Here is a 22,044-nt window from a genome sequence, read left to right as displayed (position 1 = left end):
GCGCCGGAAACAGCCGTTCCGTCGCTGTTCCGGACATCCCGTGCGATTTCGCCCACCCTCACTGTGAGCTTCGGACCACGCACCACCACCCGCGCGCCGCGCGCGGGTGGTCCGCGAGAGGAGAATCCATGTCGCTCGACGTCTCACCGGCCCTGCTCGAAAAGGCCGAGCGGGGCGAGGTCGACGAGCGGGAATTCGTCGACTGCGTCCGCGTCTCGCTGCCGTACGCCTGGAACCTGATCAGCTCGCTGGTCGCCCAGGCCAAGGTCGACGGCACCGATTTCGCCGACAACCAGGTACCGCCGCCCAGCGAGCAGGCCCGCGGCCAGCTCCTGCGGGCGCTCGCCAGCGACGCCATCCGGGGTGCCCTGCAGCGGCACTTCGGGGTCCGGCTGGCCTTCCAGAACTGTCACCGGGTGGCGGTGTTCCTGCCGTCCGACGCCAACGAGGCGCGGTTCGACCGCTTCACGTCCGTCCGGGAGCAGCTGCTCAACCAGTCCGAGGAACTGCGGGACTGCTGATCGACCCGCTCACGGCGGCGCCGGAACGCCGTCGGCCCCTCCCCCGGTGCGGGGGGAGGGGGCGGCGCGGTTCGGTCCGGCCGGGCGGTGCGGCTCAGCTCAGTTGCGGGAGCACCTCCGAACCGAGCCGGGCGATGTTGTGCAGGGTCGCCTCGCGGTCGCCGCTGCCCTCGGCGAGCAGTGCGAAGCGGCGGATGCCGGTCCGCTCGGCGGTGGCCAGCAGACGGTCGGCGCACTGCTTCGGGGTGCCCACCGCGTGCAGGTCGCACAGGAACTCGGTGTACTGGTGCGGGTCGCGCATCTTGCGCTCCCGGCCGTCCACGGTGCGGTGGGCGCCGAGCCCGTACTCGAACCAGCCCGGCATCGCGCTCAGCAGCGTGGCCCGCGCCGTCGAGGTGCGGTCGTCGACCTGGGCCACGCCGGCCGCGACGTGCCGGCGGTTGATCCGGCGCAGCTGCTCCTCGTCGCGTCCGGCGGCCAGCCAGGCGCTGCGGTACAGCTCCAGCATGTTCAGCTTGTCGTCGTCGCCCGAGTGCATGCCCAGCAGCATCGGCAGGCCGCGTTCGGCGGCGAGTCTGACCCCGGCCGGGGACGTGCACGCGACGACCACCGGCGGGCCGGCCACCGGCCGTCCGGCGGGGGTGAGTTCGTCGCCCGCGCCGAGGCTCGCACCCGCCCCCTCGACGTCCTGGCGCTGACGCGGCAGGCGCACCCGGCCGCCGGGGTCGCCGAGGCCCAGCCAGGCGCCCAGCCCGGGCCGGCGCAGCGGCTCGGTCGCCCGCGGGACGACGGCGACCTCGGGGAAGGCGAACTGCGGCCCGTCCGCGCCGACCCGGGAGCCGCGCAGCCAGCGCAGCAGCAGGTCCAGTCGCTCCGGGAAGCCGTTCTCGAAGGCGTCCACGCCGCTGCCGAACACGTCCAGGTCGATCCACGGGCCGCCGCGGCCCACCCCGAGCGTGAAGCGCCCGCCGGAGGTGAGGTGCAGCAGCGCGGCCTGCTCGCCGAGCGCCACCGGGTGGGCGGTGGACAGCACGCTGACGGCGGTGCCGACGCCGATCCGGCGGGTGCGGCCGAGCAGCAGGGCGGCGAGCGTGGCGGCGTTCGGGCAGACCCCGTACGGGACGAAGTGGTGTTCGGCCAGCCAGACGCTGTCCAGGCCCGCGCGTTCGGCCTCGACGGCGGCGCGCACGGTGCGGTCGAGCGCCTCCCCGTGGCTCTGCCCGGGGAACTGCGCGGAGAGCATGAAGGCGCCGACCCGGATCGGTGCGGTGTCCGCGGGGAACGCGGCGGCCCGCTGCGCGGCGGGCAGCGGATCGCCGGCGGCGGCCGTCACCGGGGGGACGGTGGTCAGCGCGGGCCCGGGGGCGGGCGGCCGGACCCCGACGGGCCGACGGGTCTCGGCGCGGGCGGTGGTCTTGGACATCGGTGGGCCTCCTCGGGTGCGCGCAGGGTCTGCGGGCCCCGCCTGTTCCCCTTGTGGGTATCGGATGTCATGTGCCAATGGCACGCCGAACCACGAATTTCGGGGAAGATCGGGTGGATCTCGCCGGAAACCCCGAACCGGCGCGTGATGCCGTGATAGAGGCTCTCGGGGGTCGTGCCCGGCCGTAGGCTGGAACGGTCCCGAGCCACCGGAGAGAGGTAGTCGCCGTGTCGCCCCGCCACAACCGGATCAAGAGCGCCGCCCACCGGGCGGACGAACCGGCCGCCCCGCTGGGCGGTTCGCTGCGCCGCACCGAGAGCTACCAGGGCGACGACTGGGTGGTCCAGACGGTCGCCGGGACGTCCGGGCGCAGCTACCGCTGCCCGGGCTGCGACCAGGAGATCCCGTCCGGGGTCGGCCACGTGGTCGCCTGGCCGATGCACGGCGCCGGGGTGGACGACCGGCGGCACTGGCACCGCGCGTGCTGGGGAGCGCGGGAGCGCCGGGCCTCCAACGTGCTGCGGGGCCGCGGCGCTCCGCGGTACTGATCCGTCGCTCCGGCCGGCGGTCAACCGCCTTACGCGTCGCGGTTCTTGAGCACGAGCGCGCCGCCGGCCAGGGCGGCCAGCGTCCAGGCCAGGCAGATCGCGAAACCGGCCCACGGTCCGTACGGCTGGCCGTGCTGCTCGTACACCAGCAGCATTCGCGAGCCCGCGTAGTCCGGGAAGTAGTGCGCGAGCGTCTTGACCTTCGGCACCGCCGAGAGGATCGGCGAGAGCAGGAAGAAGAACGGCACCAGCACGCCCAGCGCGAGCGTCTGGTTGTGCAGCATCGCCGTGACGCCGGCCGAGAACAGGCAGAGCATCGTCAGGTAGAGCGCGGCGCCGAACACTGCGCGCAGCACGTTCGGTTCGCCGAGGGTGGTGGAGTGCGAGCCGAGCAGCGACTGGCCGATGAAGAAGGTGACGAAGGCCGTCACGACCGACACGGCCAGGGCCAGCGAGCCGAGGACGACGGCCTTGCCGGTGAGCAGGGTGCCGCGCTGCGGGACGGCGGCCAGGCTGACCCGGACCATGCCGGTGCTGTACTCGTTGCCGATGGCCAGCACGCCGAAGACGATGATGGCGAGCTCGCCGAGCATGATGCCGGAGAAGGCCGTGCCGGTGGCGTCGAACGGGCTCTGGTCGTTGCGCCGGAACTCGGTGAAGTTGTTGTTGGTCAGCAGGGACAGCAGCGCGCCGATGCCGACCGTGACGACGAAGGTCAGCGCGAGGGTCCAGACCGTCGAGCGGACGCTGCGGATCTTCGTCCACTCGGAGCGCAGGATCGCGGGGAAGGACGCCATCTCAGTTCTCCTCCTGTCCGGCCGGGGCGGCCGCCTGTTCGGCGCCGGGCTGCCAGCCGGCGCCCCACACGCCGGGCGCGCCGGCCGCGTCCCGGCCCGGTCCGTCGCCGGCGTGGTACTCCACCGAGTCGGCCGTCATCTGCATGAAGGCCTCCTCCAACGAGGCCTGCTGGGGGCTGAGTTCGTGCAGGACGACGCCGTTCGCGGCGGCCAGGTCGCCGAGGCCGGCGAGGTCGCCGTCGACCACCTCGTAGGAGCCGTCCGGCCCGGTCTCGTGGCGGATCCCGGCGCCGGCCAGGACGTCGAGCAGGCGCTCGGGGCTCGGGGTGCGCAGCCGCACGGCGGAGCGGGAGTTGCGCCGGATGAACTCGGGCATCGGCAGGTCGGCGAGCAGCCGGCCCCGGCCGATGACGACGAGGTGGTCGGCGGTGACGGCCATCTCGCTCATCAGGTGCGAGGAGACGAAGACGGTGCGGCCCTCGGCGGCGAGCCGCTTCATCAGGTTGCGGATCCAGAGGATGCCCTCCGGGTCCAGGCCGTTGACCGGCTCGTCGAACATGACGATCTCCGGGTCGCCGAGCAGTGCGGAGGCGATGCCCAGGCGCTGGCCCATGCCGAGCGAGAAGCCGCGGGCGCGCTTGCGGGCGACCGGGGTGAGGCCGACGAGGGCGAGCACCTCGTCGACCCGGCGCTCGGGGATCCGGTTGCTCTGGGCGAGCCAGAGCAGGTGGTCGCGGGCGGTGCGCCCGGGGTGGACGGCCTTGGCCTCCAGCAGGGCGCCGATGTACTTGAGCGGTTCGCTGAGCTGTCCGTACCTCCGGCCGTCGATGGTGACCCGGCCGGAGGTGGGTCTGTCGAGGTCGAGGATCATGCGCATGGTGGTGGACTTGCCCGCGCCGTTGGGGCCGAGGAAGCCGGTGACGACTCCCTGGGGCACCCGGAAGCTGAGCCGGTCCACCGCGAGGGTCTTGCCGTAACGTTTCGTCAGGTCGTGCAACTCGATCATTCGCGCTCCCTTACTCTCTGTCAGGCTAGGACAAAGCGGATATCGCGGCCCGCTGAGTGGGCCCGCCGGGCGCACCGGAATACGGTGGCCCCATGACCCAGCTCCCCTCAGCATTGTCGGTGCGCGAGAGCGGCACCGGAACGCCCCTCGTACTCCTGCACGCCTTCCCGCTGAACGCCGCGATGTGGTCCGCCCAACTGGACGCGCTGCCCGGACTGACCGGGGACGACGCCCGCGTGCTCGCCCCCGACCAGCGGGGGTTCGGCGGCACCGTGCTGGGCACCGACGAACCCTCGCTGGACCTGGTCGCGGACGACCTCGCGCTGCTGCTGGACGCGGCCGGGATCGACCGGGCGGTGGTCGGCGGGCTCTCCATGGGCGGCTACGTGGCGCTGGCCTTCGCCCGCCGTCACCCGGACCGGCTGGCCGGGCTGCTGCTGGCCAACACCCGCGCCACCGCCGACTCCGACGCCGTCCGCGCCAACCGGGAGCGCATCGCCGCCGCGGTCCTCGCCCGGGACAGCGTCCAGCTGCTGTTCGACGAGGAGGTGGCGGCCGGCCAGCTCGGTCCGGACTCGCAGCACCTGGTCGAGCGGGTGCAGGCGCTGGTCGCCGCCGCGCCGCCGGCCGCCGTCGCGTGGGCGCAGCGGGCCATGGCGGCCCGGCCGGACTCCCGGGAGGTGCTCGCCGGGGTGCGGGTGCCGACCGCGGTCGTCGCGGGCGCCGAGGACGCCCTGGTGGCCGTCGAGGAGGCCGAGCTGATGGCGCGGCTGCGGCCGGACGCCGAACTGACCGTCATCCCCGGGGTGGGCCACCTGAGCGCCCTGGAGGCACCGGAGGCGTTCGACGACGCCGTGCGCAAGCTGCTCGCCCGGGTGGCCGCCGGATGACCGAGGAGGAGGCCGGCTGGGACTTCTCGGCCCTGGAGGTGACCGGCCGGATGCCGCTGACGAACCGCGGCGAGGGGCTGCTGGAGCTGACCCTGGAGCCGCTCGGCGAGGACTACTGGATGCGCCCGGGGGAGACCTTCATCGTCACCTCGTACGGCGACCACGGCTCGGGCCACCCGTTCGAGGTGCAGTACTGGCCGGACTCGGTCTCGGTGTGGTGCACGTCGTGGTTCGGCACCGTCTCGGACGACGAGGGCAACCAGCTCAGCAGCGGCCACCAGCGGCCGGACGGGGCCTACCCGAGATGATGACGCCCTGAACGACGGCGGGCCCTCACCCGGGAGGGTGAGGGCCCGCCGTGCTGCTGCGTCAGCGGCCCTGCTGGGCGGGCACGCCGATGGTGTCGTCGTTCGGCAGCGAGGCGGCGGCCACGGCCGCGCCGGTCAGCGTCGCCAGCATCTCGCGGACGTTGGTCAGCTGGGCGTTGATGCTGTCGCGGCGGTTGGTGAGCGCCGCCAGCTCGCGCTCGGACTCGCTGCGGATCCGGTCGGCCTTGGCGTTCGCGTCGGCCACGATGTCCTCGGACTGGCGCTGGGCCGTCTCGACGGTCTGGCGGGCGCGGCGCTCGGCGTCGGTGCGCAGCTTCTCGGCCTCCAGGCGCAGCTGCTCGGCCCGGTGCTCGATCTCGGCGAGGCGCTTCTCGGCCTTGGCCTGACGGGCGGCCAGGTCGCGCTCGGACTGCTCGCGGCGCTTGGCCAGGTTGGTCTCGAACTCCAGCGCGGCCTGGGCGGCCTTGGTGCGGGTCTCCTCGAAGAGGGCGTCCGCCTCCTCGCGCTTGTTCTGCGCGTCCTTGTTGGCCTCGGCGCGCAGCTGGGCCGCGTCGCTCTTGGCCTTGTCGACGATCCGCATGCCCTCGTCCTCCGCCTTGGCCTTGCGGTCCTTGGCGTAGTTCTCGGCCTCGGTGCGGACCTGCTGGGCGGCGGCCTCGGCGAGCTCGCGGTGCTGCTCGGCGGCGCGGTGCGCCTCGTCGCGCAGGTCCTTGGCCTCCTCCTCGGCGAGGCGCAGGATCTTCTCGACCCGGGCGCCGAGACCGGCGTACGACGGCTCCTGCTCGGCGACCGCCGCCTGGGCGGTCTGCGTCTCCAGGTGGAGCTCCTCGATGCGCTTCTCCAGCGCACTGATCCGGGTCAAGGCACTGTCACGGTCGGCCACCAGCTTGGTGATCCGCTCGTCGACCTGGGCACGCTCGTACCCACGGCGCACCAGGTCGAAGCCGTGAGGGGAGTGACTGTCGCTCATGGGGTTCTGGGCTTCCTGTCGTCAAACCGCTGAGGTGGTTGAGGGAATCCTGACACGGTACCGGAGTGTCGACGGCGAAATGCCGTTGTCCCGCGGACAATGTCCGCTCAATCGGGTGGTGCGTTCTTGGAGCGATTGCCACCCGACCGGGGGGAGCCAACTCCGGCACCGGCCTTGGCACCCCCGTCCTTCTTGCTGCTTCCCCCGTTGGTCTGTGCGACCGGTGCCGGTGCCTCAAAGGCCTCCAGGGCGGACAGGACGTCCTGGACCCTGGAGATCTCGGTGTTGATGTCCTTGCGACGGCGCACCAGTTCGTCGAGCTCGCGCCGGCCCTCGGTGGTGACGCGCTCCGCCTCGGCGCGCGCCTCCTCCAGCAGGCGCTCGGCCTCGGCCTTGGCCAGCTCGACCTGCTCGTCCGCCGCGCGGTCGGCGGCCTGCAGCCGCTTCTCCGCCTCGGCGGACGCCTTCTCCAGCCGCTCCTCGGCCTCCTCCTGGGAGGACCGCAGCTTGGCCTCGGCCTTCTCGATCAGCGCCTCGGCCCGGTCGGTGGAGGTGGAGAGCTTGGTCTCCGCCTCCTTGAGCAGGCCCTCGGCCTTGCGGACCGCCGACAGCCGGACCTTGCTCGCCTCGGCGGACGCCTCCGAGGAGAGCTCCCCGGCCCGCTCCTCGGCGGCGGCGACCAGGGCCGCCGCGCGGTCCTCGGCCTCGGCGACGGTGGCGACCGCCTGCTCCTCGGCCTCGGTGAGCTGCTCCTGGGCGGCCGTCACCAGCGCGTCGACGCGCTCGCCGGCCGACTTCATGGCCGCCGCGTTCTCCTTGCGGGCGCGCTCGTGCAGCGCCTCGACCTCGGCGTCCGTGCGCTCGCGCAGCTCCTCGGCGCGCTCGCGGATCGCGGTCGCGTCCCGGCGGGCCTCGGCGAGCAGCGCGTCGGCGTCGGAGCGGCCCTTCTCCACCTCGCCCTGGCCGGCCGCCTCGCCGGCGGCGACCAGCCGGTCGGCCTCCTTGCGGGCGGCGGCGACCATCGCGTCGGCCTGCTCCTCGGCGGCGGCGGTGGTGGCCAGCGCGGTGGTCTGGGCGTCCTCGCCGAGCGACTCGGCGTCCGCGAAGGCCCGCTCCAGGACGGACTTGGCCTGGTCGCGGGTGGCCTTGTCGAACTGCTCGGCGGCCTCCCGGGTGTCCGCGTCGTAGGCGTCGGCGCGGGCGTGGGTCGCGGAGTCGTACTCGTCGGCCAGGGTGCGGGTCGCGAGCGCGTACTCCTCGGCCTCCGAGCGCAGCGCGGCGGCCAGCTCCTCGGCGTCGGCGACCACGCCGGCCGCGTGCTCCTCGGCGGCGGCGACCGTCCGGGCGGCCTGGGCCTCGGCGTCGGCGCGCAGCTGGTCGGCGGCCTCCTGGGCGGTGCGCAGCTCGTGGTCGGCCTCGGCGCGCAGCTGCTCGTCGTAGGCCTGGGCCTCGGCGTACCGGCGGGCGATCTCGGCCTCGGCGGCCTCGCGCTCGGCGGCGAGCTCCAGCTCGGTCTGCTCGCGCAGGGCGGCCGTCTCGGCCTCGGTGCGGGCGCGCAGGTCGGCGGTCTCGCGGTCGGCGAGCTCGCGCTGCTCCGAGGTTTCCCGGTCGGCGAGCTCGCGCTGCTCGGCGGTCTCCCGCTCGGCGTCGGCGCGCAGGTCGGCGGCGGCCTGTTCGGCCTGCTCGCGGACGTCGGCGGCCTCGCGCTCGGCGGTGGCCGTCAGCTCGGCGATCTGCTGGGAGGCGGCCTCGTGCAGGCCGGCCACCGACTGGCGGACCTCGGCGGCCTCGTCCTCGGCGACCTCGACCAGCGCGGCGCACTCCGCCTTGGCGGCGGCGACCAGCTCGTCGCCGTCGGCGCGGGCCCGGTCCAGGACGGCACCGGCCTCGGCGCGGATGGTGTCGGCGGTGGCGCGGGCCTCGGACAGCTCGCGGCCGGCCTCGGCACGGACCGTCTCGGCCTGCTCGGCGGCCAGCGCCAGGTCGGCGGCGGCCTTCTCGCGGATCTCCTTGGCGGCCTGGGCGGCCTCGGCCTTGCGCTGCTCGGCGGAGACGCGGGCGGCCTCCAGCAGCTCCTCGGCGTCGGCGCGCTGGGCGGCGGTCTCGGTGGCGGTGTGCTCGGCGAGCTCGTCCGCGGCCTGCTCGGCCTCGGCGCGGACGCGCTCGGCGTAGGCCTCGGCGTCGGTGCGCTGGGCGGCCGTTTCGGCGGCGGTGCGCTCGGTGAGGTCGGCGGCGGCCTGCTCGGCCTCCGTGCGGACGCGCTCGGCGTAGGCCTCGGCATCGGTGCGCTGGGCGGTCGTCTCGGCCGCGGTGCGCTCGGTGAGGTCGGTGGCGGTCTGTTCGGCCTCGGTGCGGACGCGCTCGGCGTACGTCTCGGCGGCCTCGCGGACGGCGGCGGTCTCGGCGGCCGTCCGCCTGGTCAGCTCGTCCGCGGCCTGCTCGGCGGCAGTGCGCTGGGCTGCCGTTTCGGCGGCGGTGCGCTCGGTGAGGTCGGTGGCGGTCTGTTCGGCCTCGGTGCGGACGCGGTCGGCGTACGTCTCGGCGGCCTCGCGGACGGCGGCGGTCTCGGCGGCCGTCCGCTTCGTCAGCTCCTCGGCGCCCTGCTCGGCCTGCTCACGCGCGGCCCGGGCGGCGGCCAGCTGCTCCGCGGTCTCCTCGCGCTCGCGCTGGAGCCCGGCGGCGGCCTCCTCGTGCTCGCGCCGGCTCTCCTCGCGCAGCGCGGTGGCGACCGTCTCGGCCTCGCCCCGGGTGCGGGCGGCCTCGGTGTCGGCCTCGGTGCGCACGCGCTCGGCGTCGGCCACCGCGGCGTCCCGCACGGCCTTCGCCGCGGCGTCGGCATCGGCCCGCAGGGCCTCTGCGGCGGTGCCCGCCTCGGCGCGCACCCGCTGGTCGAACTCGGCTGCGTCACGCCGGAGTTCGGCGGTCTCGCGCTCGGCGGCGGTGCGGTTCTCGGCGGCCGCGGCGCGGGCGGCGGCGAGCGCGTCCTGGCCCTGCTGCTCGGCGGTGGCGGTGATCTTCCCGGCCTCGGCACGGGCCCGGGACAGGGTCTGCTCGGCCCGGCCCTGGGTCTCGGCGGCCTGCTCCTGGGCCTGCTCGCGCAGCCGCTCGATCTCGGCGGCGGCGCCGGCGCGCAGCTCGTCCGCGTCGGCCTTGGCCTTGGTGAGCAGTTCCTCGGCGTTCTTCGCCGACTCCTCGATCTGCACCACGGCCTGGCGGCGGGCCTCGCCGCGGACCCGGTCGGCCTCGGCGGCGGCCTGGGCGCGCAGCTCCTCGGCCTCGGCGCGCAGCCGGGCGGCCTCGTCCTGCATCTGCTCGATCCGCTCGCGGATCGCGGCGGCGTCGTCCAGGGCGGCGTTCTGGGCCTGCTCGACGGCGGCCTGGGCCTGCTCGCGCAGGAGCTGGGCCTCGGCGGCGGCCTCGGTGCGGATCCGCTCGGCCTCCGCGGCGGCCTCGCTCCGCGCCGCCTCGGCGTCCCGGTCGGCCCGGTCGAGGACCTCCTCGGCCGTCTTGGCGGCCTTGGCGAGGTGGACGGTGGCGTCCTTGGCGCCCGCCGCGCGGCCCTCCTCCTCGGCCTCGCCGCGCAGGCGCAGCGCGTCGGCCTCGGCCTGTGCCCGCAGGTCGGCGAGGTCGCGCTCGGTGCGGGCGCGCAGGTCGGCGATCGCCGCCTCGGCCTCGGCCTTCAGCTCGGCGGCGACGGACTCGGCGGTGGCGCGCAGCCGCTCGCTCTCCTCGGCCGCGGCGGCCCTGGCGGCGTCCGCCTCGGCCTGCCGGTTGGCGGCCTCGGCCCGCACCGCCTCGGCCTCGGCCCGGATGGCCTCGGACTCCTTGGTGGCCTTGGCGACCAGGCGGGCGATCTCGGCCCGGGCGGTCTGGGAGCGCTGCTCGTTGGCGGCGTCGCCGTCGGCGACCCGGCGCTCGACGGCGGCCTCGGCGTCGGCCTGGAGCTGCTCGGCGGCCCGCTCGGCCTGGTCGCGCAGCTCGGCGGCCTCACGGCGGGTGCGCTCGGCCTCGGCGATCGCCTCGGCGCGCAGCCGCTCTATCTCGGCCTGGGCGTGGGACAGCTGCTGCTCGGCGCGGGCCTGCTCGGCGGCGGCGTGCTCCTTGAGCCGGCCGATCTCGCCCTGCGCGGCGGCGAGCTGCTGTTCGGCGGCCGCGTGCGCGGCGGCCAGCTGCTGCTGGGCCTCGCCGCGGGCGGCGTCGACGTCGGCGGCGGCCTGGGCGCCGGCCTGCTGGGCCTGCTCGGAGGCGGCGCGCAGGAGGCGCTCGGCGTCGTTCTGGGCCCTGTGCAGGGCGGCCTCGGCGGCGGCCTGGGCCTCGCCGCGGGCGGCGTCCACGTCGGCGGCGGTCTGCGCGCGGGCCTGGTCGGCGAGGGCGACGGCCTCGGCGCGGGCGGCGGCCATCATCCGCTCGGCCTCGGCGCGGGCCTCCTGGAGCAGGCGGTGGGCCTCCTGCTCGCTGCCGGACCTGGTCTGCTCGGCCCAGCCGTTCAGGTGCTGCTCGGCGTTGCGGCGCAGCTCGGTGAGCTCGTCCTCCAGCTGGCGGCGGCGGGCGGTGAGCTCGGCCTCCAGGCGGGCGGTGCGCTCGGCGGCCTCGGCCATGATCCGCTGGGTCGCGGCCTGGGAGTCCCGCAGCTGGCGCTCGGCGTCCGCGCGCATCTGCTGGGCCTGCATCTCGGCGGTCCTGAGCATCTGCTCGGCCTGGCCGGAGACGGCGTCGAAGGCACGCGGCTGGGCGAGCATGCGACGGGATTCGTGCAGCTTGGCCCGGAGCACCTCCACCTGGTAGGCGAGGTCCTCGGCGTGCTCGACTGCCTTGTCCCGCTCCTTTCGAGTCCGACCCATCTCGGCCTCGAACTGGGAGAGGTGATCGTCAGCCTCGTAGCGGTCGTTGCCCCGCACTCCGCGGTCCCATCCATCTCCTGGTCGCGTCCTCGACCCGGCCGGTGCGAGGCCCCCGTGGTTCCGGGTGCCGCTCCGACTGGTCCTTGCATCCGCGGCCGGTGAGCCCCCACGTTCAAGCCGGGGCCGCCCGCCGCGGTCGTCGGAGCCCTCGGTGCGGGAGCGCGGTGATGCCGCGTTCCCCCGTCCGGGTGGACTCCTGGGCGAACTCTTGCCTTGTGGAGAATGGTGACAGATCCGACTTGCGACTGTTCAGCCGTGCCCGCGTAGTGGACTCCCCTGCGACGGGCCGCCGCCGGAGGGCGGACGGGCCTGTCATCGGCCGTGCCCGTCCCCTCCGTCCCCCGGAGTCTTCGCGCACCTGGGCATTGTAGTGGGAGCGCACTGCGGGGGAATGGCCGCGTGGGGGTTTTCGGCGTACCCGGCCAGGTTACTGACGAGTTCCCGGGTCCGGGCGGAGCGAGGGCCCCGTCGAAAGGTGCATGCGCGTCCGGCGCCTCCCGGGCGTCAGCGGGGGGAGGGAACGGGATGCCGCCCGGGGCGGGAGCGGCATCCCGGGGCTCTCAGTGCTCGTCGTGGGCGGCCGGTTCGGCCGAGGTGACCAGCTCGGTCAGGACGCCGCCGCAGTCCTTGGGGTGCAGGAACGTGATCCGCGAGCCCATCGAGCCGATCCGCGGCTGGTCGTACAGGACCCGGACGCCCTTGCCCCGGATCGCCTCCGCGTCGCCGTCGACGTCGGCGGTGCCGAAGGCGATGTGGTGGACGCCCTCGCCGTTCTTCTCCAGCCACTTGGCGACGGTCGAGTCGGGCCGGGTGGGCTCCAGCAGCTGGAGGTAGGAGGCGCCGCCGTCGCCGGTGTCGTTGATCTTGAGCATGGCCTCGCGGACGCCCTGCTCCTCGTTGACCTCGCTGTGGAACACCTCGAAGCCGTACGTGGCGCGGTAGAACTCGACCGTCTTGTCGAGGTCTCGGCAGGCGATGCCGATGTGGTCGATACGGGTCAGCACGGCGGCCTCCGGTGAGCGGGTCGCGAAACGGGTGGCCACCAGTGCAGCGCATCGCGCTTAACGCGCGCCAGCGCCGGACGTGCGAGTCTGCTCACACGCCCGGGGTTCACCCGGACCGCGTTGACACGGTGTTGACTGGACGGTGCCAGTGCGCTCGATCACACCGTAGCTCCGGTGACGGGCGGGTAACAGGTCAGTACATTGAGCGGCATCCTCACCTGGCCACGACGTGCGAAGGGGCTCGTCCCATGACCAACACCACCTCTGTGATCGTTGCCGGTGCGCGGACCCCCATGGGTCGCCTGCTCGGCTCGCTCAAGGGCTTCTCCGGAGCCGACCTCGGCGGCTTCGCGATCAAGGGCGCGCTGGAGCGGGCCGGGATCACGGGGGAGCAGGTCCAGTACGTGATCATGGGCCAGGTGCTCCAGGCCGGCGCCGGCCAGATCCCGGCCCGCCAGGCCGCCGTCAAGGCCGGCATCCCGATGAACGTCCCGGCGCTGACCATCAACAAGGTCTGCCTCTCCGGCCTCGACGCGATCGCCCTGGCCGACCAGCTGATCCGCGCGGGCGAGTTCGACATCGTCGTGGCCGGCGGCCAGGAGTCGATGACCAACGCCCCGCACCTGCTGCCGAAGTCCCGCGAGGGCTACAAGTACGGCGCGGTCGAGGTGCTGGACGCCATGGCGTACGACGGCCTCACCGACGCCTACGAGAACATCCCGATGGGCGAGTCCACCGAGAAGCACAACACCCGCCTCGGCATCGGCCGCGAGGTCCAGGACGAGATCGCCGCCGCCTCGCACCAGCGCGCCGCCAAGGCCCAGGCCGACGGCCTCTTCGACGCCGAGATCGTCCCGGTGCCGATCCCGCAGCGCAAGGGCGAGCCGGTCCTGTTCGGCCAGGACGAGGGCATCCGCGCGGACACCACCGCCGAGGGCCTCGGCAAGCTGCGCCCGGCCTTCGCCAAGGACGGCACGATCACCGCCGGCTCCGCCTCGCAGATCTCCGACGGCGCCGCCGCCGTGGTCGTGATGAGCAAGGCCAAGGCCGAGGAGCTGGGCCTGACCTGGATCGCCGAGATCGGCGCCCACGGCAACGTGGCCGGCCCGGACAACTCGCTGCAGTCCCAGCCGTCCAACGCGATCAAGCACGCGCTGGCCAAGGACGGCCTGACCGTCGCCGACCTCGACCTGATCGAGATCAACGAGGCCTTCGCGGCCGTCGCCCACCAGTCGATGAAGGACCTCGGCGTCTCCGCGGACATCGTCAACGTCAACGGCGGCGCGATCGCCCTCGGCCACCCGATCGGCATGTCCGGCGCCCGGGTGGTGCTGCACCTGGCCCTGGAGCTCCAGCGGCGCGGCGGCGGCGTCGGCGCGGCCGCCCTGTGCGGCGGCGGCGGCCAGGGCGACGCCCTGATCGTGCACGTCCCCAAGGATCACAGCCCGAAGGCCTGATCAACCTCGACCTGTCCGGGGCTGCGGACCGCCACGAGCGGTCCGCGGCCCCGTCGGCATCCGCCAAGGAGCACCCGATGATCGATGTCGCCACGCTGGTCGAACAGGCCCGGCACGGCCGACCGCGCGCCGTCGCCCGGCTCATCACGCTGGTCGAGAACGCCGCCCCGGAGCTGCGCGAGGTCATGGCCGCGCTGGCCCCGCACACCGGACGCGCCTACACCGTGGGCCTCACCGGCTCCCCCGGCGTGGGCAAGTCCACCTCCACCTCGGCGCTGGTCTCCGCCTACCGGCGGCTCGGCAAGCGGGTCGGGGTGCTGGCCGTCGACCCGTCCTCGCCGTTCTCCGGCGGCGCGCTGCTCGGCGACCGGGTCCGGATGCAGGAGCACGCCACCGACCCGGAGGTCTTCATCCGCTCGATGGCCACCCGCGGCCACCTCGGCGGCCTGTCCTGGGCCGCCCCGCAGGCCCTGCGGGTGCTGGACGCGGCCGGCTGCGACGTGATCCTGGTGGAGACCGTCGGCGTCGGCCAGTCCGAGGTGGAGGTCGCCGCGCAGGCCGACACCACCGTCGTGCTGCTCGCCCCCGGGATGGGCGACGGGATCCAGGCCGCCAAGGCCGGGATCCTGGAGATCGGCGACCTCTTCGTGGTCAACAAGGCCGACCGGGACGGCGCCGACGCCACCGCCCGGGAGCTCAACCACATGCTCGGCCTCGGCGAGGCCCGCGAGGCCGGCGACTGGCGCCCGCCGATCGTCAAGACCGTCGCCGCGCGCGGCGAGGGCGTGGACGAGGTCGTCGAGGCGCTGGAGAAGCACCGCGCCTGGCTGGAGGAGCACGGCGAGCTGGCGGTGCGCCGCCGCCGCCGGGCCGCCGACGAGATCGAGGCGATCGCGCTGGCCGAGCTGCGCGCCCGGATCGGAGACCTGCGCGGGGACCGGCACCTGGCCGGGCTGGCCGAGCGCGTCGTCACGGGCGACCTGGACCCGTACGGCGCCGCCGACGCCCTGGTGGCCGGGCTGACCGCCCAGGCCTGAGACGACGGACGAGGCCGGACCCCGCGGGGTCCGGCCTCCTCCGTGTCCGCGTGCCGTGCGCGGGCCCTACGAGCGGCCGCGCAGGCCGCGCAGGTGCTCGGCGACGGGTGCCAGGGCGTCGTACATCGCGTCCAGCTGCTCCGGGGTGAAACGGTCGATGAAGTGGCTGCGGACGCTGCGCACGTGGTCCGGGGCGACGCGCTGCATCGTCTCCCAGCCCTCCTCGGTGAGGTGCGCGAAGAGGCCGCGGCGGTCGCCCGGACACTCCTGGCGGAGCACCAGGCCGGCCGTCTCCATGCGGGTGATCTGGTGCGAGAGCCGGCTCTTGGACTGCAGGGTGGCCGTCGCGAGGTCGGTCATCCGCATCCGGCGATCGGGCGCCTCGGAGAGGACGACCAGGATCTCGTAGTCGTTGATCGCCAGGTTGTGCGGCTGGAGCTCGCGGCCGAGCTGGTAGTCCAGCAGCTTGGCGACCTCCAGATGGGCGCGCCACATCCGCTGCTCCCGGGCGGTCAGCCAGGGCGTCTCGTCCTCGGGCTGCGACGCGGGGGCGTCCGCGGTGTCGGCGGGGTGCGTGTCCATGGCGCCCAGCATACCCCGATTTAGTTAAATCTTGTACGAGTTTACGGGGCGAAACGTCGTCCGGCTCAGGGTACCGACCCTTCGGCGCCCACGAGACCGACCGGCCGTCCGGCCACCACGCGCTCGGTGGACTGCAGCAGCACCTGGCCGGCGCCGACGAACTCGAACTGGTGCTCCTCGCCGGACACCCCGCCGATGCCGGTCAGCCGCCGCAGGCCGCCGACCACGCCGTGCAGGTAGTCGTGGTCGTAGTGGTGGCAGGGAGCGGGGCAGTCCGCCCAGCCGACCAGCGCCTGCGGGTCCACCCGGATCGGCGGGTCGACGAAGTGCACCGGGCCGTTGGACGCGGCGACGAACCGGCCGGTGCCGAGCAGGGTCAGGAAGCCCGGGACGATCGACTGCTTGAGCCGCAGCGCGGGGTCGAAGGCGAGCAGGTTGCCCGAGCGGACGGTCAGGTTGCCGTCATCCAGGTCGTAGGAGTTGAGGTCGTAGGCGCGGTCCGCCAGCAGCAGCTTGCCGCGGCCCCGGGCGACGACCCAATCGGCCGCGTGCAGCGGCGAGTTGAAGTGCAGGCTGAGCATCCGGTCGAGCGCGCCGGCGCCGACGCCCTGGAAGGAGATGTCGCCGTAGTAGGCGATCATCTTGCCCTTCTGCAGGAAGTACGAGCCGTTGAGGTCGACCGAGAACGCGTACGGGTTGACGTTGTCGTCGACCGGCAGGGTGTACGCGTCGTGGACCACCGGGCCGGCGCCGTCCCGCGGCTCCGGGAGGGGCACCGAGAGGTCGTACTGGGTGGGCATCGGGATCGCGAGGCCCGGCTGCGTCGGCTGGTCGTAGGGCGACTGCCCGTACTCGGGCCGGCCGTACGCCGGCTGCCCGTACGAGGGCGGGCCGTACGGCGGCTGGGGCGGGTGGGTCATCAGAGCTTCTCCTCGCTCGCCTGGACGTACACCGCGCCGTGCCCGTCCAGCTCCAGCTGGAACGCCTCGCCGGAACCGCGGCCGATGAACTCGCGCCACCCCAGCGCGGTGGACAGCCGGTTGCGCACCTCGCCGCGGTGGGCGACGTAGGCCTGCGGGTCGACGTGCACCGGCTGCCCGGGGACGATCGGCAGCTCGAAGACGCCGCCGTGCGCCATCACCGCGACCGCGCCGTGCCCGTCCAGCCGGGTGGTGAACAGCCCCTGGCCGGTGGCCTGGCCGCGGACGACGCCCATCACCCCGCCCTGCGCGCCGAGGAACGCGGTGGACTGGCGCAGCGAGCCCTCGAAGGCCAGCAGCCGGTCCGCCTCGACGAACAGGGTGTCCCCGGTCAGGTCGATCACGTGCACGTGGTGGCCGCCGTGGCCGAACATGACGGTGCCCTGGCCCTCGACGGTCATCAGCGGGGTGTCCTCGTTCGCCACGCGGCGGCCGATCATCGACAGCACGCCGCCCTGCCCGCCGGTGATGTCCGGCGTGAAGCGGACGTCCCCGGTGTACGCGATCATCGCGCCGCGCTGGCTGAACAGCCGCTGTCCGGGCAGCACCCGGGCCTCGACCAGCTTGCCGTTGAGCTGCCGGAAGGCCATCAGACGTCACCTCCGGGGGTGTGCTTCTCGGAGGGCTGGACGTACACCAGGCCCTCGCCGGTGAACTCCACCTGGACGGCCTCGCCGCCGCCCTCGCCGATCGCCGTCGTCCACCCCGCGCCGGACTTGAGGCTGCGGTGCAGGCTGCCGGTGTGCGCGACGTACGCGCCCGGGTCCACCCGCAGCGGCATGTCCTTGCCGACCCGCAGGACGACGGCGGGGCCGTTCGAGGTGACGGCGGCCCAGCCGTGGCCCTCCACCTTGGTGGTGAACAGGCCGTTGCCGGAGGAGACGCCGTTCAGCCCGGTGAAGGTGGTGCCGGTGCGCAGGGCGGCCTCGGTGCAGAGCAGGTTGTCCGCCTCGACGTACAGCACCTCGCCGGTCAGCCGGACCAGGTTGATCTCGGTGGCCCGGTCGGCGAAGTAGCAGGTGCCCTGCCCCTTGACCTCCATCACTTCCATCTGTTCGCCGGTCAGCCGTCTGGCGACCATGCCGCGCAGGCCGTCACCGCCGCCGGTGAGCTTCTTGAAGGCCATCTGCCCGGTGTAGGCGACCATCGAACCGTTCCTGGCCTTCACGGCGTCGCCCGCCAGCTCGACGGCGAGCACCCGGGACCCCTGGAGTCTGAACTGTGCCACGGCCGCAATGTAACCGGAGCGGCCGTGGCAGTGGGAGGGGGCCCGGGGCGTGTCCGGCTTACGTGCGGGCGTGCGCGCCCCGGGACGGCGGCACCGTGCCGGCCGACTCCTCGACCTCCAGCAGCGAGGCCGAGTGGCGCTCCGCCTCGAAGGCGACCACGCCGCCGCGCAGGCCGAACAGCCGCTTGGAGAGCATGATCCAGACCACCGCGGCGATGTTGAGCAGCAGCGTGCAGATCTTCAGCACGCTCGTCTTCTCGTGCAGCTCGTAGCCCTCCAGCGGGAGGAAGGCGGCGGTCGCGATGACGGTCAGGTACTCGGCCCAGCGCTTGCCCAGCCACAGGCCGAAGGCCTCGACGATCTCGATCAGCGCGTAGGCGACCAGCGCACCGGCGACGATCACCAGGGTGCTCTTCTTGTAGTCGAAGGTCTTGCGGATCGTGTCGACGATCGGGGAGTGCTCGATGTCCCAGTTGAAGTGGTCGGTGACCGGCTTGAAGACCGTCAGGTCCTGGTCGAAGACCCGGTGCACGGCGTCCTGGCTGTTGGAGAACTTCCAGACGCCGAACGCGACGATGAGGATCAGCACGCCGCGCAGGATCCGTTCGACGGCCAGGAAGCGCAGGATGAAGATGTCGCGCAGGGCCTTGCCGCGCGGCACCAGGGGGGCGTTCCCGGCGGGGCCGGAGCCGTGCGGGGCGCCGAGGGCGAAGTCCCCGCAGCGCAGGCAGCGCCAGGCGTCGCCGAGCGCGGTCGCGGCGTGCAGCCGGGCGGCGAGCTCGGGCTCGGCCGGCGCGTAGGTCACGTGCCCGCGCTTGGCGCAGGTCCTTCGGTCCCAGTCCCGCTTGAACATCGGTGGCTACCCCCGTCGTGCGTTGCGTACGGCGCCCGGTTCGCCGGGCGCGCGGGCAGCAGGATAGGGGCAGCGGGCGGCGCGGCGCCCGGCGCGGCGCGGTTCTGGGGCCCGGTTGTGACATCGGGCACCCCTGGCGTGCTGCCGGGCACCCCGGCGGCCGGTTCGGACGTGTGCTCGGTGATAATGGCCGGAGGCTTGTGAGCGGGTTCACAAGCGATCTCCGACCCCCGCATCGAGGTATCCATCGTGAACAGCAGCGCCGTCCACCGCCTGCGCCTGGTCTCCGGCCCCGAAGGGGTCTCGTTCATCCTGCTGCTGATCTGCTCGGTGCTGAAGCGGACCACCAGCTTCGACGCCGTCCCGGTGATGGGGATGGTCCACGGGATCCTGTTCATCCTGTACGTGGTCTTCTGGATCCAGGCGTGGCAGGCGCAGAAGTGGGACGCCAAGCGCGGCGTCCTGCTGTTCGTCCTCGCGGTGCTGCCGACCGGCGGCTTCTTCGCCGAGCGGATGCTCGGCAAGGAGGAGCGCGGGGAGCTGCAGCCGGCCGCCGCCTGACGCCCTCCGTCCCACGCGCAGCCGGTCGACAGGCTGTCGCGGCCTCCTCTCCCAAGGGCCGCGACAGCCTGTCGCCGTTTCCGGGGGTGGCTCCGACAGAAGCATGACAAGTCGCGGCCGGGAAGAACAGAGCGCCTCGGGGGATTGGCCAAGAAGAGGCCCTGCGGACGTTCGGACGTCCGCAGGGCCCTGTGCCGTTCGTCGGGGCGCCGTGCGTCAGTTGACGTTGACGCCGCTCCACGCGGCCGCGACGGCCTTGTACTCGGCGCTGGTGGCGCCGTACAGGTCCGCCGCCGCCTTGAGGGTGCCGGTGCGGGCGCTCGCGTAGTTGGTGGTGGACGTGAAGTAGACGGTCAGCGCGCGGTACCAGATCTGCGCCGCCTTGTCCCGGCCGATGCCGGTGACCGTCGAGCCGTTGGACGTCGGGCTGTTGTAGCTGAAGCCGTTGATGGTCTTCGCGCCGCTGCCCTCGGACAGCAGGTAGAAGAAGTGGTTCGCGACGCCGGACGAGTAGTGGACGTCCAGGTTGCCGACGCCCGACGACCAGGAGTCGGCCGAGGAGCCGTCCTTGCTGGGCTGGTCCATGTAGCGCAACGGGGTGCCGTCGCCGTTGAGGTTGATCAGCTCGCCGATCCAGTAGTTCGGCGGGTTGGAGGGCAGGTTGGCGTACCACTCGACCATCGTGCCGAGGATGTCGGAGGTGGCCTCGTTGAGGCCGCCGGACTCACCGGAGTAGTTGAGGCCCGCGGTGGCGGAGGTGACGCCGTGGGTCATCTCGTGGCCGGCCACGTCGATCTCGGTGAGCGGGTGGGTGTTGCTCGCGCCGTCGCCGTAGGACATGCAGAAGCAGGTGTCGCTCCAGAAGGCGTTGACGTAGTTGCTGCCGTAGTGGACCCGGCTGGTCGCGCCGACGCCGTTGTTCTTGATGCCGCTGCGGCCGAAGGTGTTCTTGTAGAAGTCCCAGGTGGCCGCCGCGCCGTACTGGGCGTCCACGGCGGCGGACTCGCCGTTGCCGGCGCTGCCGTTGCCCCAGGTGTTGGTCGACTTGGCGTAGAGGGTGCCCGAACCCGAGGTCCGGTTCTTCATGTTGACGGTGGACTGCCCGCCGCGGCCGGCGTCCTTCAGCGAGTAGCCGCCGGTGGTCTGGGTCGTGGTGAGCGGGACCTTGCCGACGAAGACGCCGGTGCCGGTGCCGGCGGCGGTCTGTACCTGCTCGTGGGTGGACAGCACCTCGCCGGAGGCCGCGTCGGTGACCAGCAGCTGGCTGCTCGGGGTGCCGTCGGCGCGCTCGCCCTCGACGGTGGTCCGGTACGCCAGGCGCGGGTTGCCGTCGGAGGCCCAGATCACCAGCTCGGGCTTGCCGGTCTGGTGGACGGCCGTCAGCGGGGACTCGTCCTTGTCGGTGGTGACGCCGACGGTGGACTGCACGGCGCCGGTCGCCTGCGCGGCGGCCTGGTCGGCGGGGATCTCCGGGGTCAGGCTGGGCACCGCGATCGGGGCGGCTATCGCCTTGTCGACCGACTCGACGGCGCCGCCGGCGCTCTGGTGGACCACCAGGTCGCCGCCGAGCACGGGCAGTCCGGCGAAGGTGCGCTCGAAGCGCAGGTGGCGGGTGCCGTCGGCGTCCACCACCGCGTCCTTGGCGACGAGTTGCTCCTGGCCGCCGAGCGCCAGGGCCTTGCCGAGCGGCCCGGCCTGGCCGCCGGCCAGCGCGAGCGCGGCGGCGTACTGCTGCGCGGCCTGCGCCTGGAGCGCGGGCGCGGGGGTCGCCACGGCGGCGGTGCCCACCTGGACGACGCCGGTCAGGAGGGCGGTGGCGGAGAGTACGGCGACGGCTGCGAGCTTTCGCTTCACGTGCGAGTCCTTCCGGGAAACCGCGGGTGCGCGGTCACGCCGCGTCCCGGGGGCCGGGGTCGGCACCTTGGGGGCGGAACGGGCGCTGACGTGCTGGGCAACCCCGTGCGGCGGACGGCGGCGCACCGATGGGTGGGGGTGGTGGCCGCTGAACGGGGTTGGCCGAAAGCATGACAATCGAGCAAACGAAATGACAGGTCTGGTTCATGAATTGGCCAAGTCCCGCCAGGGCGAAGCATTGTGAACGGGCCGACAAAACCGGCGAATCACCCCGTCTTTCAGCGGGTTACCGCCCGAACCGAGGCCTGATAGCGGGGTGAACCGCTGATTCGGCGTCAGCGGCCGTGTCGTGACCGCGCGTTGGCGGGCCGACACACCGCCGCAATGTCCAGGTATGGACCTGCCCGCCCGATTGGCGGGATCCCGCCACGCACCGTCGCTTGTCCAGCATCAGGACGGCTGGTAGCACACGTCCGTTCCGCCGGTACGGTAAGGAGGTGGCCAAGCCCCTCGCACTCGACTTCGACCCGATCGCCCGCGCCGACGAGCTCTGGACCCGCCGCTGGGGCGGTGCCCCCTCGATGGCGGCGATCACCTCGATCATGCGCGCCCACCAGATCCTGCTCTCCCGGGTCGACGCGGTGCTCAAGCCGTACGGGCTGACCTTCGCCCGCTACGAGGCGCTGGTGCTGCTCACCTTCAGCCGGACCGGCGAGCTGTCCCTCTCCAAGATCGGCGAGCGGCTCATGGTCCACCCGACCAGCGTCACCAACACCGTCGACCGGCTGGAGCGGGCCGGCCTGGTCGCCCGCCGCCCCAACCCGCTGGACGGCCGCGGGGTGCTCGCCTCGATCACCGCGCGCGGCCGCGAGGTGGTCGAGGAGGCCACCCGGGAGCTCATGGCGATGGAGTTCGGGCTGGAGGAGTACGACGCGGGACAGTGCCGGCAGGTGTTCGACCTGCTCCGGCCGCTGCGGGTCGCCGCCGGGGACTTCGCCGACGAGGGTGACGAAGCCGACGAGGGGCCTGCGCCGGCGCGGCCGTGAGGACGGCTACCCTCGTTCGGAGCGGTGCGCAGATCCGGACGTACCGGCCGATCCAGC

At 73.6% G+C, this 22,044-nt stretch carries 20 protein-coding genes; 8 read left to right on the top strand and 12 right to left on the bottom strand.

The genetic code is table 11. The annotated features are described in order from the left end of the window. Window positions 1–128 precede the first annotated feature (128 nt). Window positions 129–521 carry an SCO5389 family protein gene (locus ACFVU9_RS11140; protein ID WP_329927961.1) on the top strand — a complete coding sequence of 131 codons (393 nt, stop codon included), beginning with the start codon at window positions 129–131 and terminating at the stop codon, window positions 519–521. Between the two features lie 94 nt (window positions 522–615). Here the strand turns inward: ACFVU9_RS11140 and ACFVU9_RS11135 are convergent, their stop codons facing one another. Beyond that, window positions 616–1,782, bottom strand: coding sequence for an LLM class flavin-dependent oxidoreductase (locus ACFVU9_RS11135; RefSeq protein WP_380440189.1), 1,167 nt, complete (start codon window positions 1,780–1,782; stop codon window positions 616–618). 389 nt (window positions 1,783–2,171) lie between these two features. Here ACFVU9_RS11135 and ACFVU9_RS11130 point away from each other — a divergent pair, with 389 nt between their 5' ends. Beyond that, window positions 2,172–2,492: an ATP/GTP-binding protein gene (locus ACFVU9_RS11130; RefSeq protein WP_380440140.1), complete on the top strand. Its 321-nt coding sequence runs from the start codon at window positions 2,172–2,174 to the stop codon at window positions 2,490–2,492. Between the two features lie 29 nt (window positions 2,493–2,521). On the opposite strand, the gene ACFVU9_RS11125 is transcribed toward ACFVU9_RS11130, so the two are convergent. Both ACFVU9_RS11125 and ACFVU9_RS11120 read right to left on the bottom strand, forming a co-directional pair. Beyond that, window positions 2,522–3,289, bottom strand: coding sequence for an ABC transporter permease subunit (locus ACFVU9_RS11125; RefSeq protein WP_380440142.1), 768 nt, complete (start codon window positions 3,287–3,289; stop codon window positions 2,522–2,524). 1 nt (window position 3,290) lies between these two features. Next, the gene (locus ACFVU9_RS11120; RefSeq protein ID WP_380496783.1) at window positions 3,291–4,295 is read right to left on the bottom strand and encodes an ABC transporter ATP-binding protein; all 1,005 of its coding nucleotides are present in this window, start codon (window positions 4,293–4,295) and stop codon (window positions 3,291–3,293) included. A 92-nt stretch (window positions 4,296–4,387) separates the two neighbouring features. Between ACFVU9_RS11120 and ACFVU9_RS11115 the strand changes: the two genes are divergently transcribed. Together ACFVU9_RS11115 and ACFVU9_RS11110 are read left to right on the top strand one after the other, a co-directional pair. Then, the gene (locus tag ACFVU9_RS11115) at window positions 4,388–5,185 is read left to right on the top strand and encodes an alpha/beta fold hydrolase (protein WP_387592128.1); all 798 of its coding nucleotides are present in this window, start codon (window positions 4,388–4,390) and stop codon (window positions 5,183–5,185) included. After that, window positions 5,182–5,493, top strand: a complete 312-nt coding sequence (locus ACFVU9_RS11110; protein WP_329927956.1) for a hypothetical protein — start codon at window positions 5,182–5,184, stop codon at window positions 5,491–5,493. Before ACFVU9_RS11115 ends, ACFVU9_RS11110 begins: the two co-directional genes overlap by 4 nt. Before the next feature lie 61 nt (window positions 5,494–5,554). On the opposite strand, the gene ACFVU9_RS11105 is transcribed toward ACFVU9_RS11110, so the two are convergent. The 3 genes from ACFVU9_RS11105 to mce all read right to left on the bottom strand — a co-directional run bounded on the left by ACFVU9_RS11105 (window position 5,555) and on the right by mce (window position 12,389). Then, the gene (locus ACFVU9_RS11105; RefSeq protein WP_329927955.1) at window positions 5,555–6,484 is read right to left on the bottom strand and encodes a cellulose-binding protein; all 930 of its coding nucleotides are present in this window, start codon (window positions 6,482–6,484) and stop codon (window positions 5,555–5,557) included. Between the two features lie 107 nt (window positions 6,485–6,591). Further along, the gene (locus ACFVU9_RS11100) at window positions 6,592–11,382 is read right to left on the bottom strand and encodes a hypothetical protein (protein WP_387592124.1); all 4,791 of its coding nucleotides are present in this window, start codon (window positions 11,380–11,382) and stop codon (window positions 6,592–6,594) included. Window positions 11,383–11,945: 563 nt separating this feature from the next. Then, window positions 11,946–12,389, bottom strand: coding sequence for a methylmalonyl-CoA epimerase (gene mce, locus ACFVU9_RS11095; protein ID WP_329928148.1), 444 nt, complete (start codon window positions 12,387–12,389; stop codon window positions 11,946–11,948). Between the two features lie 248 nt (window positions 12,390–12,637). Here mce and ACFVU9_RS11090 point away from each other — a divergent pair, with 248 nt between their 5' ends. Both ACFVU9_RS11090 and meaB read left to right on the top strand, forming a co-directional pair. Beyond that, window positions 12,638–13,846 (top strand): acetyl-CoA C-acetyltransferase, encoded by a 1,209-nt coding sequence (locus tag ACFVU9_RS11090; RefSeq protein WP_380440151.1) that lies wholly within the window; start codon window positions 12,638–12,640, stop codon window positions 13,844–13,846. Window positions 13,847–13,923: 77 nt separating this feature from the next. Beyond that, window positions 13,924–14,883: a methylmalonyl Co-A mutase-associated GTPase MeaB gene (gene meaB / locus ACFVU9_RS11085; protein ID WP_380440153.1), complete on the top strand. Its 960-nt coding sequence runs from the start codon at window positions 13,924–13,926 to the stop codon at window positions 14,881–14,883. A 66-nt stretch (window positions 14,884–14,949) separates the two neighbouring features. Here meaB and ACFVU9_RS11080 read toward each other — a convergent pair whose 3' ends face one another. The 5 genes from ACFVU9_RS11080 to ACFVU9_RS11060 all read right to left on the bottom strand — a co-directional run bounded on the left by ACFVU9_RS11080 (window position 14,950) and on the right by ACFVU9_RS11060 (window position 18,526). Beyond that, window positions 14,950–15,465, bottom strand: a complete 516-nt coding sequence (locus ACFVU9_RS11080; protein ID WP_380440155.1) for a MarR family winged helix-turn-helix transcriptional regulator — start codon at window positions 15,463–15,465, stop codon at window positions 14,950–14,952. A gap of 65 nt (window positions 15,466–15,530) precedes the next feature. Next, a complete protein-coding gene (locus tag ACFVU9_RS11075; RefSeq protein WP_380440191.1) occupies window positions 15,531–16,265 on the bottom strand; it encodes an AIM24 family protein in 735 nt (244 codons plus the stop codon). Between the two features lie 119 nt (window positions 16,266–16,384). Continuing rightward, window positions 16,385–17,035 carry an AIM24 family protein gene (locus ACFVU9_RS11070; RefSeq protein ID WP_380440157.1) on the bottom strand — a complete coding sequence of 217 codons (651 nt, stop codon included), beginning with the start codon at window positions 17,033–17,035 and terminating at the stop codon, window positions 16,385–16,387. Next, window positions 17,035–17,673 carry an AIM24 family protein gene (locus ACFVU9_RS11065; RefSeq protein WP_387592119.1) on the bottom strand — a complete coding sequence of 213 codons (639 nt, stop codon included), beginning with the start codon at window positions 17,671–17,673 and terminating at the stop codon, window positions 17,035–17,037. Before ACFVU9_RS11065 ends, ACFVU9_RS11070 begins: the two co-directional genes overlap by 1 nt. Window positions 17,674–17,731: 58 nt before the next feature. Next, complete coding sequence (locus ACFVU9_RS11060; RefSeq protein ID WP_380496788.1) at window positions 17,732–18,526, bottom strand: DUF2127 domain-containing protein; 795 nt, start codon at window positions 18,524–18,526, stop codon at window positions 17,732–17,734. A gap of 249 nt (window positions 18,527–18,775) precedes the next feature. Between ACFVU9_RS11060 and ACFVU9_RS11055 the strand changes: the two genes are divergently transcribed. Continuing rightward, window positions 18,776–19,087 carry a DUF3817 domain-containing protein gene (locus ACFVU9_RS11055; protein ID WP_380496789.1) on the top strand — a complete coding sequence of 104 codons (312 nt, stop codon included), beginning with the start codon at window positions 18,776–18,778 and terminating at the stop codon, window positions 19,085–19,087. A gap of 216 nt (window positions 19,088–19,303) precedes the next feature. Here the strand turns inward: ACFVU9_RS11055 and ACFVU9_RS11050 are convergent, their stop codons facing one another. After that, window positions 19,304–20,941 (bottom strand): M4 family metallopeptidase, encoded by a 1,638-nt coding sequence (locus ACFVU9_RS11050; RefSeq protein WP_387592116.1) that lies wholly within the window; start codon window positions 20,939–20,941, stop codon window positions 19,304–19,306. Window positions 20,942–21,438: 497 nt separating this feature from the next. On the opposite strand from ACFVU9_RS11050, the gene ACFVU9_RS11045 reads away from it, so the two are divergent. Further along, the gene (locus tag ACFVU9_RS11045) at window positions 21,439–21,987 is read left to right on the top strand and encodes a MarR family winged helix-turn-helix transcriptional regulator (RefSeq protein ID WP_380509457.1); all 549 of its coding nucleotides are present in this window, start codon (window positions 21,439–21,441) and stop codon (window positions 21,985–21,987) included. Window positions 21,988–22,044 lie beyond the last annotated feature (57 nt).

Origin of the sequence: Kitasatospora sp. NPDC057936 (assembly GCF_042887525.1) — a bacterium.
Classification (GTDB): Bacteria; Actinomycetota; Actinomycetes; order Streptomycetales; family Streptomycetaceae; genus Kitasatospora.
Note: the sequence above shows the minus strand (reverse complement) of the source record. Positions and strands in the feature narration are given on the sequence as shown.

Bases quoted from the DNA above. Each gene is read 5' to 3' on its own strand.
- ACFVU9_RS11140 (WP_329927961.1), top strand. From the start codon at position 129: ATGTCGCTCGACGTCTCACCGGCCCTGCTCGAAAAGGCCGAGCGGGGC.
- ACFVU9_RS11125 (WP_380440142.1), bottom strand. From the start codon at position 3,289: ATGGCGTCCTTCCCCGCGATCCTGCGCTCCGAGTGGACGAAGATCCGC.
- ACFVU9_RS11120 (WP_380496783.1), bottom strand. From the start codon at position 4,295: ATGATCGAGTTGCACGACCTGACGAAACGTTACGGCAAGACCCTCGCG.
- ACFVU9_RS11115 (WP_387592128.1), top strand. From the start codon at position 4,388: ATGACCCAGCTCCCCTCAGCATTGTCGGTGCGCGAGAGCGGCACCGGA.
- ACFVU9_RS11110 (WP_329927956.1), top strand. From the start codon at position 5,182: ATGACCGAGGAGGAGGCCGGCTGGGACTTCTCGGCCCTGGAGGTGACC.
- ACFVU9_RS11105 (WP_329927955.1), bottom strand. From the start codon at position 6,484: ATGAGCGACAGTCACTCCCCTCACGGCTTCGACCTGGTGCGCCGTGGG.
- ACFVU9_RS11090 (WP_380440151.1), top strand. From the start codon at position 12,638: ATGACCAACACCACCTCTGTGATCGTTGCCGGTGCGCGGACCCCCATG.
- meaB (WP_380440153.1), top strand. From the start codon at position 13,924: ATGATCGATGTCGCCACGCTGGTCGAACAGGCCCGGCACGGCCGACCG.
- ACFVU9_RS11080 (WP_380440155.1), bottom strand. From the start codon at position 15,465: ATGGACACGCACCCCGCCGACACCGCGGACGCCCCCGCGTCGCAGCCC.
- ACFVU9_RS11075 (WP_380440191.1), bottom strand. From the start codon at position 16,265: ATGCCCACCCAGTACGACCTCTCGGTGCCCCTCCCGGAGCCGCGGGAC.
- ACFVU9_RS11070 (WP_380440157.1), bottom strand. From the start codon at position 17,035: ATGGCCTTCCGGCAGCTCAACGGCAAGCTGGTCGAGGCCCGGGTGCTG.
- ACFVU9_RS11060 (WP_380496788.1), bottom strand. From the start codon at position 18,526: ATGTTCAAGCGGGACTGGGACCGAAGGACCTGCGCCAAGCGCGGGCAC.